Below are 17140 nucleotides of genomic sequence, written 5' to 3'. Positions count from 1 at the left end.
AGGGCGCCTGCTCTTCAGGACGTTTTCTGGCCCAGCACCATGGAGCGGACGTTGAGCGCGGACTGTTCGGCCACCGCCACGTAGGGCACCACGGAATCGCGGAAGTCCCGGTAGGATTCATAGATCCGCCGGGCCTGGTCGTTGCCGGCCACCAGATCCTGGATCACCTGCTCGCTGGTTTCGTGCAGCTTCATCAGCACCTCGTCCGGGAACCGGCGCAGCTGGGTGCCGTGCTCGTCCACCAGTTGCTTGAGGGCCTCCGCGTTGCGCGCGGTGAACTCATCGTAGATGTGCTGGTTCTCCGCCTCGGCGGCGTTCTTGACGATCTCCTGGAGGTCGTCGGGCAGCGATTCCCACTTCTCCTTGTTGATCATCATTTCCAGCATGGCACCCGGCTCCGCCCAGCCCGGGTAGTAGTAGTAGTCGGCCACCTTGTGCAGGCCGAAGGCCAGGTCGTTGTAGGGGCCGACCCAGTCGGCGGCGTCCAGGGCGCCGGTCTGCATGGAGGTGAACACCTCGCCGCCGGGCATCTGCACCGGGGTGGCGCCGATCCGCTGCATGATCTCGCCGGCCAGGCCCGGGGCCCGGATCTTGAGGCCCTTGATGTCCGCCAGGCTGTTGATTTCCTTACGGAACCAGCCACCCATCTGGGTGCCGCTGTTGCCGCAGGGCAGCGGTTTGATGCCGAAGCCGCCGTACAGCTCGTCCCACAGTTCCTGGCCGCCGCCGAAGTTCATCCAGCTGTTGATTTCCTGGGCGGTGAGGCCGAAGGGCACGGCGGTGAAGAACGGGGTGGCCGGGTGCTTGCCCTTCCAGTAATAGGAGGCGGAGTGGCCCATGTCCGCGCTGCCGTCGCGCACCGCGTCGAACACGCCCATCGCCGGCACCAGCTCACCGGCGCCGTAGACCTTCACGGTCAGGCGGCCGCCGGACATGGCGGTGACCCGCTCGGCGAAGCGGTTGGCGCCGGTGCCCAGGCCCGGGTAGTTCTTCGGCCAGGCGGTGACCAGCTTCCATTCCAGGGTTTTCGCCGGTTTTTTGGCGGCGGTATCGGCCTGGGCCGCGCCGGCGGCCTCACCGGATTGAGCGTTGTTGCCGTTGTCCTGGCCACAGCCGGCCAGAGCGACGCCGCCGAGCCCCAGACCCAGGGCGGAAACGAATTTACGACGATCCATTGAAATCTCCCGATCGTGTTGTTGTTGTGCACGGATTAACAAAGTGCGATTCATCGCGCAGTTTATTCAGATCACTTCCAGGCGCGCGTACTGGCTCACCAGCCATTTGGTGCCGGCGCCGTCGAAATTGATCTGCAGGCGGGCGTTGGGCCCCTGGCCCTCGAAATGCAGCACCGTCCCCTCGCCGAACTTGGGATGCAACACCCGCGCCCCCAGCACAATACCATTGGCGTCTTCCTGGCGCAGCGTCCCGCCGCCGCCCACCGGGCGGGTGACGCCGGCGCGGGCGCGCACCTCCTCCAGCAGTTCGCCGGGGATCTCGCGCAGAAAGCGGCTCGGCGGGTTGAACGTCTCGTTGCCGTAGAGCCGGCGGCTCTCCGCGTGGGTCAGGTACAGCTCGCGCATGGCGCGGGTCACACCCACGTAGCACAGGCGCCGTTCCTCGGCGAGCCGGCCCGGTTCCTCGGAGGACATCTGGTGCGGGAACAGGCCCTCTTCCAGGCCGGTGATGAACACCACCGGAAACTCCAACCCCTTGGCGGAATGCAGCGTCATCATCTGCACCGCGTCTTCATGGGCGTCGGCCTGGCCTTCGCCGGCCTCCAGGGCGGCGTGGTCGAGGAAGGCGGCGAGCGGGTCGTCCTCGCCGTCCTCGTCGCCGAACTGGCGGGTGGCGGAGATCAGCTCGCGCAGGTTTTCCTGCCGCTGCTGGCCCTTTTCGCCCTTCTCCTGGCCGTGGAAATCGAGCAGGCCGCTGGCGGCGATCACGTGCTCGGCGGTTTCCGCCAGATCCAGGTCGGCGGTTTCCTCCGCCAGCCGGTCCACCAGCTGCAGGAACGCCAGCAGGGCGTTGCCGGCGCGGGCGCTGAGCAGCCGCTCGTTGATCATCGCCGCCGCCGCGTCCCACAACGGCAGGCCGCGCTCCCGGGCGATCTGGCGCAGGGCTTCCAGGGTCTTGGCGCCGATCCCCCGGGTCGGGGTGTTGACCACCCGCTCGAAGGCGGAGTCCGCGCGCCGGTTGCTGAGCAAGCGCAGGTAGGACAGCGCGTTCTTGATCTCGGCGCGCTCGAAGAAGCGCTGGCCGCCGTAGATGCGGTAGGGAATGCCGGCCTGCAGAAAGGCTTCCTCCAGCACCCGGGACTGGGCGTTGGAGCGGTACAGCACCGCCACCTCCCGGCGCAGGCCACCCTGCTGCACCAGGTTCTCCACCTTGCCGGCGATAAAGCGCGCTTCGTCCACCTCGTTGAAGCCCGCGTACAGCCGGATCGGGTCGCCGTGGCCGCCGTCGGTCCACAGTTCCTTGCCGAGCCGGTCGCTGTTGTTGCCGATCACCGCGTTGGCCGCCTGCAGGATGGTGCCGGTGGAGCGGTAGTTCTGCTCCAGGCGCACGGTGCGGGTGTCCGGGAAGTCGCGGCTGAACTTGTGGATGTTCTCGATTTTGGCGCCGCGCCAGCCGTAGATGGACTGGTCGTCGTCGCCGACGATGGTGACCGCGTTGTCGTCGCTGGCCAGCAACCGCAGCCAGGCGTATTGAATGGCGTTGGTGTCCTGGAACTCATCCACCAGCAGGTGCCGGAAGCGGCGCTGGTAATGGCCGCGCAGGCCGTCGTTGTCGCGGAACAGCTCCAGCACCCGCAGCAGCATTTCGTTGAAATCCACCAGGCCGCCGCGCCCGCAGGCTTCCTCATAGGCCAGATAGATCGTCTGCATGGTCTTAAGAAAGAGGTCGCCCTCGCCGATATCCATGTGAGCGGCGCGCAACCCCTCGTCTTTCTGGCCATTGATGAACCAGGTGGCCTGGCGGGCCGGCCAGCGCTGCTCGTCGAGCCCCAGCTCGCGGATCACCCGCCGAACCAGCCGCTGCTGGTCCTCGGCGTCGATGATTTCGAAGTTCTGGGGCAGGCCGGTCTCCTGCCAGTGGGCGCGCAGCAGTCGGTGGGCAATATTGTGGAAGGTGCCCACCCACATGCCGCCGGCGGGCATCTCGAGGAGCTGTTCGATGCGGCCGCGCATTTCGGCGGCCGCCTTGTTGGTGAAGGTCACCGCCAGCACGCCGAACGGCGAGGCCTGGCCGGTGGCGATCTGCCAGGCGATGCGGTGCACCAGCACACGGGTTTTGCCCGAGCCGGCGCCGGCCAGCACCAGCAGGTGGCGGTCCTCGGCGGTCACGGCGTCGCGTTGGGCGGCATTGAGGCCTTCGATCAGGGGGGTGATGTCATCCATGGCGGCGAAGTTTATCAGAACCGCCGGCCGGACGCGGTAGATGTGAACGGCAACGCGCTATCCGGTTTCCCTATTCCGTGGGGCTGGGTAAACTGCCAAACAAAAAGCCGGGCGACCCACGCGACGGCGCCCGAGGCCCAGAGCCTGGAACGAACCTGTGTCGACTTCATCCGAGCCACATACCAGCAAGCAGCAGACGGCGGTGATCCGCGCCCAGTGCCAACACCTCACCAGTGGGGTGAAGAGCATGAACGTGCTGGAAGCCCTGGCCGCGATTGCCGCCCTGTGGGCCTATTGGAGCACGCCCACGCCGCGCCCCTGGCTGGTGGGCTGGGTGCTGGTGGTGCTGACCGTCCTGGTGGCGCGGCTGGCCTGGCTGCTGACCGCGCGGGCCGGCTACGGCGGCGGCCGCCGCGACCTGTGGCGGGTGTCCCTGTCGATCCTGCTGTCCGCGGTGTGCATGGGCGCCGCCGGTTTTCTGTTCAATCCCGCCGACAGCCTGCTCTCCGATTCCATGCTTTATGCCCAGCTCACCATGAGCTGCCTGGGTATCGGCCTGAGTATTCTGGCGCTGGCCGCCTACAGCAGCCACCTGCCCACCGTGGTGCTCTACCAGGCCTGCCTGCTGGGGCCGGCCTGCGCGCAGCTGGTGGTGACCCACGACAGTGAGCCGGCGCTGGCGGCCATGCTGGTGGCCACCCTGGGCTTTCTGATCATCGCCGCGCGGCGCATCAACCAGACCACCCACCAGGCCCTGGATCTGCAGACCAGCAACACCGCCCTGATCGATTACCTGGACCGGGCCCGGGCCAACGCCGAGGCGCTCAACGAGAAACTCGCCGAGGAGATCATGGAGCGCAAGGAAGCCCGCCGCCGCCTCCAGGAGGCCAACGACCGGCTGGAGTCCATGGTCAGCGACCGCACCCATGCCCTGGAGCAGGCCAACAAGGAACTGAGCGCCGCCGGCGAGCGCCTGCAGCTGGCGCTGGACGCCAGCAACATCGGCCTGTGGGACTGGGACCTGCAGAGCGGCACCAACTACCACACCAATTTCGACCGCATCCTCGGCTACGAGAGCGAGTACTTCCGCAACTTCTTCGGCGACCTGCAGCAACTGGTCCACCCGGACGATTTTCCCGCCATCCGCCGCGCCATGGTGGGCCACTTCAAAGGCGAAACCGACCGCTACCACGCCCTCTACCGGCTGCGCCACGCCAACGGGCCCTGGTGCTGGATCGAGGACGAGGGCCGCGTGGTGGAGTGGAGCGACAACGGTCGCGCCCTGCGCATGATCGGCACCCGCCGGGACATCACCGCCACCCGCGAGGCCCAGGAGCAACAACGGCTGGCGGCCACCGTGTTCGAGAACGCCCCGGAGGGCATCTTTATTCTCGACCGCCATTTCCGCTTCCTGGCGGTGAACGCCCGCTTCGAGCAGATCACCGGCTTCCGCGAGTCCGAGGTGCTCGGCGAGAGCATGACCGACAACCCCCATGTGGAGCGCAACCGGGACATCTACCGCAGCATCACCCTGGCGCTGCGCCGTACCGGTTTCTGGGAGGGCGAGATCAGCGAGCGCCGGCGCAATGGCGAGCCGTTCCCGGAGTGGCTGCAGATCAGCAGCGTGCTGGACGAGAAGCAGCGGGTGATCCGCTATGTGGGCATGCTCTCGGACCTGACCTCGCGCAAGGAAACCGAGGAGCGGGTCCAGTTCCTGTCCAACTATGACCGCCTCACCGGCCTGCCCAACCGCACCCTGTTCCGGGAGCGGCTGCAGCGCGCCCTGACCCTGGCGCGGCTGAATCGGGAAAAGGCCGCCCTGCTGATGATCGACCTGGACCGCTTCAAGCCGATCAACGAAAGCCTGGGCCACGAGATCGGCGACCGGCTGCTCAAGCAGGCCGCCGAGCGCATCTGCTCCTGCGGCGTCAACGACGAGAACCTGGCCCGAGTGGGCGGCGACGAATTCACCCTGGTGCTGGAGGACTGCGGCGGCGAGTCCCAGATCGGCGTGCTCTGCCAGAAGCTGATCAACATGATGAAAAAGCCGTTCCTGATCGATGGCCATGAATTGCTGCTCGGCGCCAGCATCGGCATCAGCGTGTTCCCGAGCACCGCCCAGGAAGCCCAGGCGATGATCAACCAGGCGGAAATGGCGGTGCACCAGGCCAAGCGCGGCGGCGGCAACAACTTCCAGTTCTACCGCATGGGCATGCAAATGGCGTCGGTGGAGCAGCTGGCCCTGGAAACCAGCCTGCGCAAGGCGATCTTCAAGAACGAATTCGTGGTGCACTACCAACCGAAGATGGACCTGGCCAGCGACACCATCTCCTCGGTGGAAGCGCTGGTGCGCTGGCAGCATCCCACCATGGGCCTGCTGGCGCCGTCCGAATTCATTCCCCTGGCGGAGGAGTCCGGGCTGATTTCCGCAATCGGCGAGCTGGTGCTGGAACGCTCCTGCCGGCAGGCCCGGCAATGGCACCGGCGCGGCCTGGGCGACATCCGCGTGTCGGTGAACCTGTCCGCCCACCAGTTCCGCAAGGGCAATCTGGCGGACGTGGTGGACCGCATCCTGCACCTCACCGAGCTGCCCGCCCATCTGCTGGAGCTGGAGCTCACCGAAAGCCTGATCATGGAAGACATGGACCAGAACATCGCGCTGCTGGAACGCTTACGGGAGCGGGGCGTGGGGCTGTCCCTGGACGATTTCGGCACCGGTTATTCGTCGCTGAACTACCTGAAACGCTTCCCGGTGGACACCCTCAAGATCGACCGCACCTTTATCACCGACCTGCACAAGAGCGAGGAAGACGCGGCCATCACCCGGGCCATCATCGACATGGCGCACAACCTGAACATGAGCGTGGTGGCGGAAGGGGTGGAAACCGAGCAGCACCTGGAGATTCTGCGCGATATGGATTGCGACAGCATCCAGGGCTATCTGATCAGCCGGCCGGTGGCCGAGGATCAGCTGCTCGCGCTGCTCAAGCGGCAGCACAACCGGGCCGGCGACGGCCCGGCGTAGGCCGCTACTCGTCGAGGATCGCCAACGTCTCCGGCTTGGCGAAGAAGGGTTCCAACTGCCGGCGCAGCCACGCCTCGAGCATGCCCCGTTCTTTCAGCAGCTGTACCGCCGGCGGGCCGAAGCGCAGGGCGTCGTCCAGCAGATGCTCGCGGGTCAGGCCCACCTCGTCGATCAGCTCACGCAGGGTCAGCTCGGCGTATTTGTCGAAGAAGGCGTCCACGCCGGCATCCAGCAGTGCGGCGAAGTAGTCGCTGTGGCGGAACTCCCGCCAGAAGTCGTAGCCGATCACGAACAGTTCCTGGATGTCCTCGCTGTCCAGCAGATCGCGCAGATCTTCCAGGGGGCGCTCGGCGAACTCCTGCCAGGCCACCAGCACCAGCTCGCGCAGGGCCCCCAGATTGTCGTCGCTGTACAGCCACGGGTCCGCCAGCAACGCCGCCATGCGCTCCTGCAGCCAGTCCTGCACGCGCAGCTCCAACCCGGCCCGCCAGCGCGGCGGCACGCGGCGGTCGATCAGCCCGCGCACCGGCCCGGGCATGCCCTGGTGCAGCCAGGTCTTCAGGCCCAGTTGGGTGCCGCCGGCCAGCACCGCCAGCAGCACCGGATTACGGCTCAACCAGCCGATGCCCTGCCGCGACAGGGGCACTTCCAGCAGCTTGTCCACCAGCGCCACCACGGTGGCCTCGTCGACCACCTCGCCCACCCGGCGCCGGGTCTGGATGCCGTGCTCGTAGAAGCGCTCCACCATTTCGCCCACCAGCTCGGGGATGCCGCCCCCCAGCTCCACCTCGATGGCGTACTTGCGGGCGGTGATCCGCACCTGTTCGGCACTGACCACCTCGCCCAGGGTCAGGCGCTCCGCCTGGTCCAGCAGGAAATCCAGCTCCCCTTCCAGCCAGGCGTCGATACGGCCGGGCTCCAGGGTTTCATGGACATGGGCCACCAGGGCATCGAGTAAACGATCCGCCTTCTCTTGTTTATTCGCCATCACGACATCCGTTCCTTCCTGTAAAGCCAACCGCGTTTGGCGGGCAGAATGTATCATCGGTCAATGTAACAATCATCAGAGGTACATCGCCATGGCGATCAACATTCTGCCCACGCGCCGTAATCTGCGTTTCCACCTGAACGCCGACAAGGCCCTGTCCTGGCATCGGGACGGGCGCAACGTGAGCCAGTTCCTGAACACTCTGAGCCTGTTCTTTCCGGTGGGCGAACGCTTCTTCATCGATAGCGTGCGTCACTATCGCGACCTCGTCCAGGACCCGGACCTGAAAGCGGCGGTGACCGCGTTCATCGGTCAGGAAGCCATGCACGGCCGCGAGCACGAAGAGTACAACGAATTCGTCAACCAGGCCGGGGTGCCGGTGGCCGCCCAGGAAAAAATCGTGGCCGCGCTGCTGGCGCGCCTGCAGAAGACCACGCCCAAGGCCTTCCAGCTGTCCGGCACCGTGGCCCTGGAGCATCTGACCGCGATCCTCGCCGACGGCCTGCTGAGCCTGCCGGAGATCCTGGAAGGCGCCGATGACGACTACAAGGCGATCTGGAACTGGCACGCCCTGGAGGAAACCGAGCACAAGGCGGTGGCCTTCGACGTCTATCAGCTGGCGGTGGGCAGCGACGACCAGGCTTCCGCCTACGCGCTGCGCTGCTTCGCCCTGGTGCTCTCCACCAGCGTGTTCTTCGCCCTGTTCCTGCCCTTCTATCTGCACAATGTGCGGGTCAGTGGTGGCCTGTTCGACCGCCGGGGCTGGCGCGCGGTGTGGCGCCACAGCCTGGGCCGCAAGGGCATTTTCCGCTACACCGCCAAGGCCTGGCTGGACTGGTTCAAGCCCGGCTTCCATCCCTGGGACCACGACAACCGGGAATACCTGGAACAATTCGAAGCGCTGTTGGGCGACGCCCTCAAGAAGGCGGCCTGAGCGCCCCTTCCCGATCCCCCGGAGATCGTCCCCCCCGGCGATCCCGCTTTCAGGCCGGCAACCCCTTGCCGGCCTTTTTTTATGGTTCATCGCGCCCTGAGCCGCGCCCCGGCTGAAGGGAACAACCCCACCACCATAAAAAAGGCCCCGCGAGCGGGGCCTTTCGGGTCGATGGAGGCAGGCGCCGGCGTCAGCCGGCGGGGTCGTTGCCCTTGCCATCCTGGGTGTCCACCACCCGGTCGTCGTTGAGCACCTTGATGTAGGCCGGCGGTGCCTTGCCGTCCTTGTCCTCGCCGAAGTACAGCGTGGTATGCGGGAACGGAATCTCGATGCCGGCCTGGTCGAAGTACTTCTTGACCAGACGGTTGTAGGCACGGCCCACCGCCCACTGCATCCCCGGGGACGCCTTGATCACCACCCGGATGTTCACCGAGCTGTCCGCCAGGGCGGTCACCCCGGCCACCGTCATCGGCGCCAGGATGTTGTCCTTCATGGGACCTTCCTTGAGTTCCTCGAAGGCCGCTTCCAGCTGGGTGATGGCATCGTCGATGCTCTCGCGATAGGCAATGCCGTACTCGCCCACGTGGTTGCCGAACTCGCGGGTGTAGTTGGACACCGCGCCCACCGCCGAGAACGGCACGATGTGGTAGGTGCCGGACAGGTCGCGCATGGCCACGGAGCGAATGCCGACCCGCTCCACGGTGCCGGAGTTGCCGCCGGCGCTGACGAAGTCGCCGGTGTTGATGGCGTTTTCCAGCTGGATGAAGACCCCGGTGATCACGTCCTGCACCAGCTTCTGGGCACCGAAACCGATGGCCAGACCCAGCACCCCGGCGCCGGCGATCAGCGGCGCGATGTCGATGCCGATCTCCGACAGCACGATCATCGTGGTCATGATGATCAGGGCGATGGCCAGGGCGGTATGGAACAGCCCCAGCAGGGTCTCGGCCCGGGCGGCGGCGGCCGGATCGGCGCCTTCGCGGGGGCTGAATTTGTGCTCCAGCAGGCTCGCCAGGCCGATCCAGACGGCCGCGGCCACCAGCAGGATCAGCAGGATATCGACGATCGCGCTGACCACGCTGACGCCGGCTTCGGTGGCGTACCAGGCGGCCAGGTCGTAGACCTCCCAGGCGTCCAGCGACAGCACCACCACCAGAATCAGGATCATGGCGCGGATCACCTTCAGGCCGGTGGGCACGTAGGTATTGACCCGCGACTGCAGCCTCGGCATGGAGTGATTGAGCCGCTCGGAGAAGCGGATCTCCTTACCGATCAGCTGGGTCAGAATCACCGACACCAGCATGCCCACCCCGGCGTACACTACCGTCAGCAGGGTGGCGGAAGCGACGAACGGCAGGGCCGTGTCCGGGTTGATCACGGTGACCGCGAATACCAGGAACGCATAGGCCAGGGCCAGCACGTGCCAGAGGCGACCGAGCAGGCGCATCAGCACCCGGCCGGGCCCGCTGGTCTGCTCGGCCCGGGCGAACAGGCGGTCGCGCACCACGGTGCGCTTCTTGAGAATCACGATCGCCGCGTAGATCAGGGCCAGCAGCATGATGATGGTGCCCACCGCGGAGCCCAGCGACGGTGACAGGTTGAAGTTCAGCACCGGCACCAGCACCAGCATGCCGTAGCCGATGAACCCGGCCAGGTTGGCCAGGAAGCGGTTGCAGTAGCCGGCCTGATCGGCGCCCACCGGCACCAGCCGCAGACCTTCGTAGCCGGAGGAAAACAGCATGCGCAGGCCGGCCTTGAACAGCTCCACCACCAGGAAGGCGTTCAGGAACAGGGCCAGGCGGGTGGCGTCGGCGTCCACGTTGTTGACCAGCGCCGAGGACACGGCGCCACCGGCCAGATAGGCCAGCGCCACCACCACCACGTCGACGAAGGCGGCCACCGCCACCGCCACCACGGTGCGCAGCATGGCGAATTTTTCCGAGCCGCGCAGGGCCCAGCCGCTCAGCGCCCGAAACGACGGTTTGGCGATGGCGCGCAGAATAAAGAACACCACGAAGGTGGCGATCACCAGGATGGCGAGGTTGATCGCCGCGGCGCCCAGGGCCTGGCTGTCCACGCTGGCCATGCCGCCGGTGTCCGCCTCGGCGGCATCGACGCCGAAAATACCGCCCAGGGCCACGCCCAGGGCGGTGAACTGGTCACCCACATTGCTCAGCATATGGCCGGTGGTGGCGGCCATGCGCCGGGCGAAGGACACCTGCTCCGGGCGCTGGCCACTGGGGGCTTCCGCCGCGATCTGTTCCGGCGGCGGAGCGCCTTCCACCGGCGCCGGTTCCGTCGTTTTCTCGTCGGCGGCGGCGGCATCACCGGCGCGGGCCGCTTCCAGACCGCGCAATTCCTCGATGAGGGCGTTTCGCGAACTCTCGTTTTCGAGCAGATCCGCCAAAGTGCCGTAGGCGGGCTCGCCGCTGGCTGCGGTGTTTTCCTGGGCCAGCGCGGGAGGCGCGAACAGCATAACCAGCAAGGTCAGCAGGCCGGCCAGACCCGAATACGCAAAACGTTGTTTAGGCACTCTACCCTCCTTTCTTTATTCATCACGCCATCCAGACGCGGCGATGCCGCGCACCCTAAGCAGGGGCACGAGATTAACGGGTGAAGACTACGGCAAGAAAGTCGCGGACTCCACCGGCCATCACCCTGCATAACAAGAACATACCGGCGGTAACGACGCCGCCGTCGTGGCGTAAAAAAGCGCAAAATTGACAGTGCCCAATGGCTTCTTCACGGAACCCCGGGGGCGCCGGGGCGAATGGTGGTTCGCCGGCCAGCGCGCACAATGCGGGTTCGCGATAACGTTCGTTCGCTCAATCGGCAGAGGGTTTCTCATGAACCAGTGGCAACACCGCACCGTGGTCCGCGAGGGCGTCAACCTGGCCACCCGTCGCCGCGGCGACCCGGACGCCCCCACGGTGCTGTGCGTGCACGGCTACCCGGACAACGGCGAGGTCTGGGACGGTCTGGCCGAGGCCCTCGGCGATGGCTACCAGGTGATCACCTACGACGTGCGCGGCGCCGGCGCCTCCTCGGCGCCCACCGCCCTGGCCGCCTACCGGCTGGCGGAGCTGCGCGATGACCTGTTCGCCGTGATCGACGCGCTCAGCCCGCACCGGCCGGTGCATCTGGTGGCCCACGACTGGGGCTCGATTCAGAGCTGGGAGCCGGTCACCGAACCCGGCGCCGAACGCCGCATCGCTTCCTACACCACCCTCTCCGGCCCGTGCCTGGACCATGTGGGCCAGTCCCTGCGCCGGCGCGGCGCCGGCGATCTGGCGGCCAGCCTGCGGCAGCTGGCGAAGAGCTGGTACATCGGCGCCTTCCATCTGCCCGGTCTGGCGCCCCTGGCCTGGAAGCTGGGGCTGGGCGACGCCTGGCCCGGGGTGCTGCGTCGCACCGAGGGCCTGCGGGTGGCCCCCAGCGCCACGCAAAGCCGCGACGGCGCCCAGGGCGTGGCCCTGTACCGCGCCAATATGCTGCCTTGCCTGCTGCACCCCCGCGAGCGCCGCACCACCATTCCGGTGCAGCTGATCGTGGCCACCCGCGATCGCTATGTGGGGCCCGGCCTGCTGGAAGGGCTGGAGCAATGGACCGGGGCCCTGTGGCGCCGGGAGATGAACACCGGGCACTGGGGCCCGCTGCTGGGTCATGCCGCCGTCACCGCCGACTACCTGCGCGAATTCATCGACCACATCGAGGGGGGCCCGGAGACCCCGCGGCTGGCCCGCGCCCGGGTACGCGCCGACGCCGGCCCGGACGCCGGCAAGCTGGTGGTGATCACCGGCGCCGGCTCCGGCATCGGCCGGGAGACCGCCCTGGCGTTCGGCGCGCGCGGCGCCACCGTGCTGTGCACCGACATCGATCCGGAGTCCGCGGCCACCACCGCCGAGGCGGTGCGCGCCGCCGGCGGCGACGCCCTGAGCCGCAAGACCGACGTGGCCAACGCCCGCTCCATGGAGGCCCTGGCCCGTTATCTGGACAAGGAACTGGGCGCCCCGGACGTGGTGGTCAACAACGCCGGCATCGGCCTGGCCGGCCCGCTGCTGGACACCAGCGTGCAGGACTGGAAGCAGGTGCTGGACGTGAACCTGTGGGGGGTGATCCACGGCTGCCGGTTGTTCGCCCGGCAAATGATCGACCAGGTCAAGGCCGGCCATATCGTCAATGTGTCCTCGGCCTCCGCCTATCTGCCGTCCCGGGCGCTGCCCGCCTACGCCACCAGCAAGTCCGCGGTGCTGATGCTCACCGAATGCCTGCGCGCGGAACTGGCCGACCAGGGCATCGGCGTCTCGGCGATTTGCCCGGGGCTGATCGATACGCCGATCACCGGCCGGGCCCGCTTCGTGGGGGTGGACGAGGACGAGCAGAACCGCCGCCGGGCGGCGGCGCAGCGCCTTTATCATCGGCGCGGCTTCACCCCGGACCGGGTGGCGCGGGCCATTGTCGGCGCGGTGCGGGACAACCTGGCGGAAGTTCCGGTCAGCGCGGAGGCCAGCGGCATGCGCTGGCTGGGCCGGCTGGCGCCACCGCTGGCGCGGCGCCTGGCGCGGCTGGACGTGACGCCCTGAGCGGCCGCCGCGCATGGCGCGTGAACACGAACCGGACTATGATTCCGTCATGAGTGCTTCCCGCAAATCCCCGGCGGCGCTGCTGCGCCGCCTGACCCAGAACGCCCCCGACGCGCCCGAGCTGGACCCCGCCCTGCGGGCCCGTCAGGAGTTCACCATCGACAAGCTGGCCCGCGAGGCCGGCTCGACGGTGCGCAACGTGCGTGCCTACCAGGACCGTGGCCTGCTGCCGCCGCCGGAAAAACGGGGCCGTACCGGCATCTACACCGACGTGCACCTGGCGCGGCTGAAAATCATCGGCGCCCTGCTGGAGCGCGGCTACACCCTCAACAACATCCGCGACCTGCTCAGTGCCTGGGAACAGGGCCGCGACCTCAACGATATTCTCGGCCTGGAAGTGGCGGTCACCTCCTGGCAGAACCCCAGCGTGCCGTCCTATCTGGACTACCAGGATCTGATCGACGACTTCGGCGAGGACATCACCCCGGAAGTGATGACCAAGGCGGTGACGCTGGGCTACATCATTCCCGAAGGCACCCGCCTGCGGGTGCCCTACCCGCGCATCTACAACGCCGGCAAGGAGCTGGTGGAGAACGGCGTGCCGCTGGACGCGGTGCTCACCCATGTGCGGCTGGTGCGCGGCGAAGTCGACAAACTGGCCGAGCGTTTCATCGACATGATCGTCGAGCATCTGGTGGACGAGAAATACGGCCCCAACAGCCTGCCCGAGGGTGACGACGTGGCCCGTCTGGCGGAGTTCATCACCCGCATCCGCCCGCTCGCCGAGGCGGTGGTCAACGACGAGCTGGGCCGGGTGCTGGAAAAGAGCATCAACAAGGTGCTGGTGGACCGGCTCGAAAACGTGCTCGATCACCTGGAACAAAACGCGGATCGCGGTTAATCCGCCCGCGCCTCACTCATCACCCCATCGGGGTATCCCAACGGTTGGCGTTTCGCTGGAGTTTTGTAGCGGCGCCTCCCGCTAGTCGTACGTTCGTGCAAATCTAATTGACCTATCCGATCCTCCTTCCAAAACAACAAATCCGGAGGCGTTTATGAAATACGCGAATGTGCTGTTGGGTCTGATGCTGGCGGGCGTACTCACCGCCTGTGGTGGTGGCGGCGGCGGCGGGGGCGATCCGGCCCCGGGCAACGACCCCACGCCCCAGGAACCGGAGCAGCCGGAAGAACCGGAAGAACCCGCCCTGCCGCAAGACCGGCCGGCGGCAGTGACGGCGCCCTACGCGGACTACGGCCGGGTGCTCAATATTCTGCCGCCGGGCCAGGACGACAACGGCGGCCTGAGCAACCTGGCGGCGGACGTGCCCGGGCTTTCCGATCTGATCAGCGGCGTGCTCGATGACCTGGTGGCGGAAACCGGCCTGGTGCCGGCGCTCAGCAAGGAACCCCACTTCGACGACCAGCTGGGCCTGTACGATGCCCTGGTGCGCAGCCCCGAGGGTCTCACCGACAACGACCTGACCGGTTACTTCAAGGCGGCGCCGCTGCGCGCGCCGGACGCCGGCGGCTGGGAAAGCGAGATCACCGTGCAGGGCGCCGGCCGCACGGTGACCATCAAGCGCGACGACTTCGGCGTGCCGCACATCTTCGGCGAGCAACGGGCCGACGCCCTGTTCGGCGTCGGCTATGTGACCGCCGCCGACCGGCTGTTCCTGCTCGACGTGCTGCGCCGGGCCGGGCGCGGCGAGCTGTCCCGGTTCCTGGGGCCGGCGGATTTCTCCTTCGACCAGGACATCGCCCTGGACGCCCCGTATCGGGAAGAGGACCGCACGCAACAAATCGCCAACGCGGTGGCCCGCTTCGGCGACGACGGCGCCCAGATTTACCAGGACGCCACCCATTTCGTGGACGGCCTCAACACCTACGTCACCAAGGTGCGGAGCGGCCTGCTGGAAGCGCCCATCGAATACCTGGGCCTGGGCGTGCAGCTGGAACCCTTCGTGATCGAGGACGTGGTCGCCATCGCCACCCTGATCCAGGGCATCTTCGCCGGCGGCGGCGGCAACGAGCAAGCCAACGTGCTGCTGCTGCAGGCACTTCGGGAAGAAACCGGCTCCGACCAGGCGGCCTGCGACCTGTGGCGGGACCTGCGCCACGCCACCGACCCGGATTCCACGGTCACCACCGACCGCTCGTTCGCCACCCAGTCGCCGCCGACCATCGATGAGGACCTGTGCCCGCTGTCCGGCGAACTGGCCGGCCGCTTCCCCGGCGCCGTGCTGTTCGACGCCGGCAGCTATCAGGATTACCGGCCGCTGACCACCGAACCCTGTGGCCGGCCCGGCCAGGCCCAGTGCCCCACCGCCACCGGCAATCTGCCGGCGCTGCCCGGCACCGGCGTGGTCGGCGGCCTGCTGGAGTCGGTGGGCGAACTGCTCGGCGGCCTGCTGTCCCTGTCGTCCCTGGACGACGGCGAGATGGCGGCGCGCTGGGCGCGGGTGCGCATCGAAGCGGACAAGCTGTTCCGCGCCACGCCGCCGGCGACGGCGGTCCCCGGCGCCCTCAGCGACGAGCAACGGCTGGCGATCCGTCAGCGGGTCACGCGCCTGGCCACTGGCATCGCCGGCCTGCGCGAGGGCTTCCCCAACGCCATCTCCAACGCCCTGCTGCTGACCGGTGAGCACAGCGCCAGCGGCCGGCCGCTGGCGGTGTTCGGTCCGCAGACCAGTTATTTCGTACCGCAGCTGCTGCTGGAAATGGCGGTGCACGGCGGCGACATCAACACCCGTGGCATGACCTTCACCGGCCTGCCCTATGTGGTGATCGGCCGTGGCCCGGACTTCGCCTGGAGCGCCACCTCCGGCAGTTCCGATCTCACCGACGTGCGCGTGGTGTCCCGTTGCCAGCCCGCCGAGGCGCCGGCCCACGGCGAGGGCGGCTACCGGGTCGGCGGCCAGTGCCGGCCCTTCGACGTGATCGAGGACGACTGGCCGGCGCGCTGGAATCTGGCGGTGCCCACCGACGACCCGGCCAGCATCGGCCAGAACTTCGCCGTGCACCGGCGGGTGATCCGCACCGCCGAATACGGCCCGGTGATCGGCTTCGCCACCGTGGCCGGCCAGCCGGTGGCGCTGACCCGCCAGCGCAGCACCTATTTCGCCGAGCTGGATACCGCCCTGCCGTTCATGCTCGCCACCCGCAACGACGTCCATGACGTGCGCAGCTTCCAGGAGGTGTTCAACTTCACCACCGGCAGCTTCAACTGGTTCTATATCGACGACCGGGACATCGCCTTCTTCCATTCCGGCCTGTATCCCCAGCGCGCCCCCGGCGTGCATCCGGAGCTGCCGAGCTGGGGCAACGGCCAGTTCGACTGGACCGGCTTCCTGCCCCTGGAGGCCCACCCCAACGACGCCAACCCGGCCCGTGGCTACCTGGCCAGCTGGAACAACCGGCCGGCCCGGGACTGGTGGGCCGCCGACGCCAACGCCAGCTACGGCCCCACCCATCGCAACGACATGCTGGAAGTGCGCCTGCGCGACCTGGTGGACCAGGGCGGCGTGACCCTGGCTAATCTGGTGGAGGCGATGGGCGACGCGGCGGTGGTGGATCTGCGCGGCCAGGAGGTGCTGCCCCGGGCGCTGGATCTGCTGGAGGACGGCACCCTGACGCCGGAGCAGACCGAGGTGGTGACAATGATGCGCGACTGGGTGGCCAACGGCGCCTTCCGCCGGGACCGGGACGGCGACGGTGCCTATGACGAAGAAGCGGCGGTGGCGCTGATGGACGCCTGGTACCCGCGCCTGATTGAGGCGCTGCTGCCCCAGCTCACCGCCATGGAGGATGTGAACGGACGCAACCTGTCGCTGATGGAGCGTGACAACAAGCCCGGCGACATGGGCTCCGCCTACCAGAAGGGCTACTACGGCTACCTGGAACGGGTGCTGAAGCAGGCCCTGGGCACCGCCGAGGCGCCCTACCTGGCCCTGCGCTGCGCCGACAGCGACCAGGCCGGCGCCTGCCGCGACGCCCTGGCGGACAGCCTGACCCTGGCCCTGGACGACCTGGGCGGCCTGGCCGACCGGGACACCTGGAACGTGGACGAAAGCGCGGACAACATCCAGCACCGCGCCATCGGCCTGTCCTCGGTGCCGGGCATCCACTGGCAGAACCGGCCCACCTTCCAGCAGGTGGTGGAGTTCACCAACCATCGATAGACCCTGACCGGCAAGCTGCAAGCCAGGAGGCTTG

General features: G+C 67.6%; 9 protein-coding genes. 5 read left to right on the top strand and 4 right to left on the bottom strand.

Annotation, left to right across the window (positions count from 1 at the left end; all coding sequences use genetic code 11):
* Positions 1–14: 14 nt before the first annotated feature.
* Positions 15–1175, bottom strand: a complete 1161-nt coding sequence (locus ACLD0W_RS05370) for a TRAP transporter substrate-binding protein (protein ID WP_410306455.1) — start codon at positions 1173–1175, stop codon at positions 15–17.
* A 66-nt stretch (positions 1176–1241) separates the two neighbouring features.
* Positions 1242–3398: a DNA helicase II gene (gene uvrD / locus ACLD0W_RS05365; RefSeq protein WP_410306454.1), complete on the bottom strand. Its 2157-nt coding sequence runs from the start codon at positions 3396–3398 to the stop codon at positions 1242–1244.
* 157 nt (positions 3399–3555) lie between these two features.
* On the opposite strand from uvrD, the gene ACLD0W_RS05360 reads away from it, so the two are divergent.
* A complete protein-coding gene (locus ACLD0W_RS05360) occupies positions 3556–6423 on the top strand; it encodes an EAL domain-containing protein (protein ID WP_410306453.1) in 2868 nt (955 codons plus the stop codon).
* A gap of 4 nt (positions 6424–6427) precedes the next feature.
* On the opposite strand, the gene ACLD0W_RS05355 is transcribed toward ACLD0W_RS05360, so the two are convergent.
* Positions 6428–7411 (bottom strand): hypothetical protein, encoded by a 984-nt coding sequence (locus ACLD0W_RS05355; protein WP_410306452.1) that lies wholly within the window; start codon positions 7409–7411, stop codon positions 6428–6430.
* Positions 7412–7502: 91 nt separating this feature from the next.
* On the opposite strand from ACLD0W_RS05355, the gene ACLD0W_RS05350 reads away from it, so the two are divergent.
* Complete coding sequence (locus tag ACLD0W_RS05350; protein ID WP_410306451.1) at positions 7503–8345, top strand: metal-dependent hydrolase; 843 nt, start codon at positions 7503–7505, stop codon at positions 8343–8345.
* A gap of 190 nt (positions 8346–8535) precedes the next feature.
* Here the strand turns inward: ACLD0W_RS05350 and ACLD0W_RS05345 are convergent, their stop codons facing one another.
* Positions 8536–10878, bottom strand: a complete 2343-nt coding sequence (locus tag ACLD0W_RS05345) for a mechanosensitive ion channel domain-containing protein (protein ID WP_410306450.1) — start codon at positions 10876–10878, stop codon at positions 8536–8538.
* A 313-nt stretch (positions 10879–11191) separates the two neighbouring features.
* On the opposite strand from ACLD0W_RS05345, the gene ACLD0W_RS05340 reads away from it, so the two are divergent.
* The 3 genes from ACLD0W_RS05340 to ACLD0W_RS05330 all read left to right on the top strand — a co-directional run bounded on the left by ACLD0W_RS05340 (position 11192) and on the right by ACLD0W_RS05330 (position 17106).
* The gene (locus tag ACLD0W_RS05340) at positions 11192–12928 is read left to right on the top strand and encodes an SDR family oxidoreductase (protein WP_410306449.1); all 1737 of its coding nucleotides are present in this window, start codon (positions 11192–11194) and stop codon (positions 12926–12928) included.
* Between the two features lie 49 nt (positions 12929–12977).
* Entirely contained in the window at positions 12978–13829 is an 852-nt protein-coding gene (locus ACLD0W_RS05335) for a MerR family transcriptional regulator (protein ID WP_410306448.1), read from the top strand.
* A gap of 154 nt (positions 13830–13983) precedes the next feature.
* Positions 13984–17106, top strand: coding sequence for a penicillin acylase family protein (locus ACLD0W_RS05330; RefSeq protein WP_410306447.1), 3123 nt, complete (start codon positions 13984–13986; stop codon positions 17104–17106).
* The last annotated feature ends 34 nt before the right edge of the window (positions 17107–17140 follow it).

This window comes from Alloalcanivorax sp. C16-1 (assembly GCF_046507805.1).
In the GTDB taxonomy this organism is placed as follows: domain Bacteria; phylum Pseudomonadota; class Gammaproteobacteria; order Pseudomonadales; family Alcanivoracaceae; genus Alloalcanivorax.
Note: the sequence above shows the minus strand (reverse complement) of the source record. Positions and strands in the feature narration are given on the sequence as shown.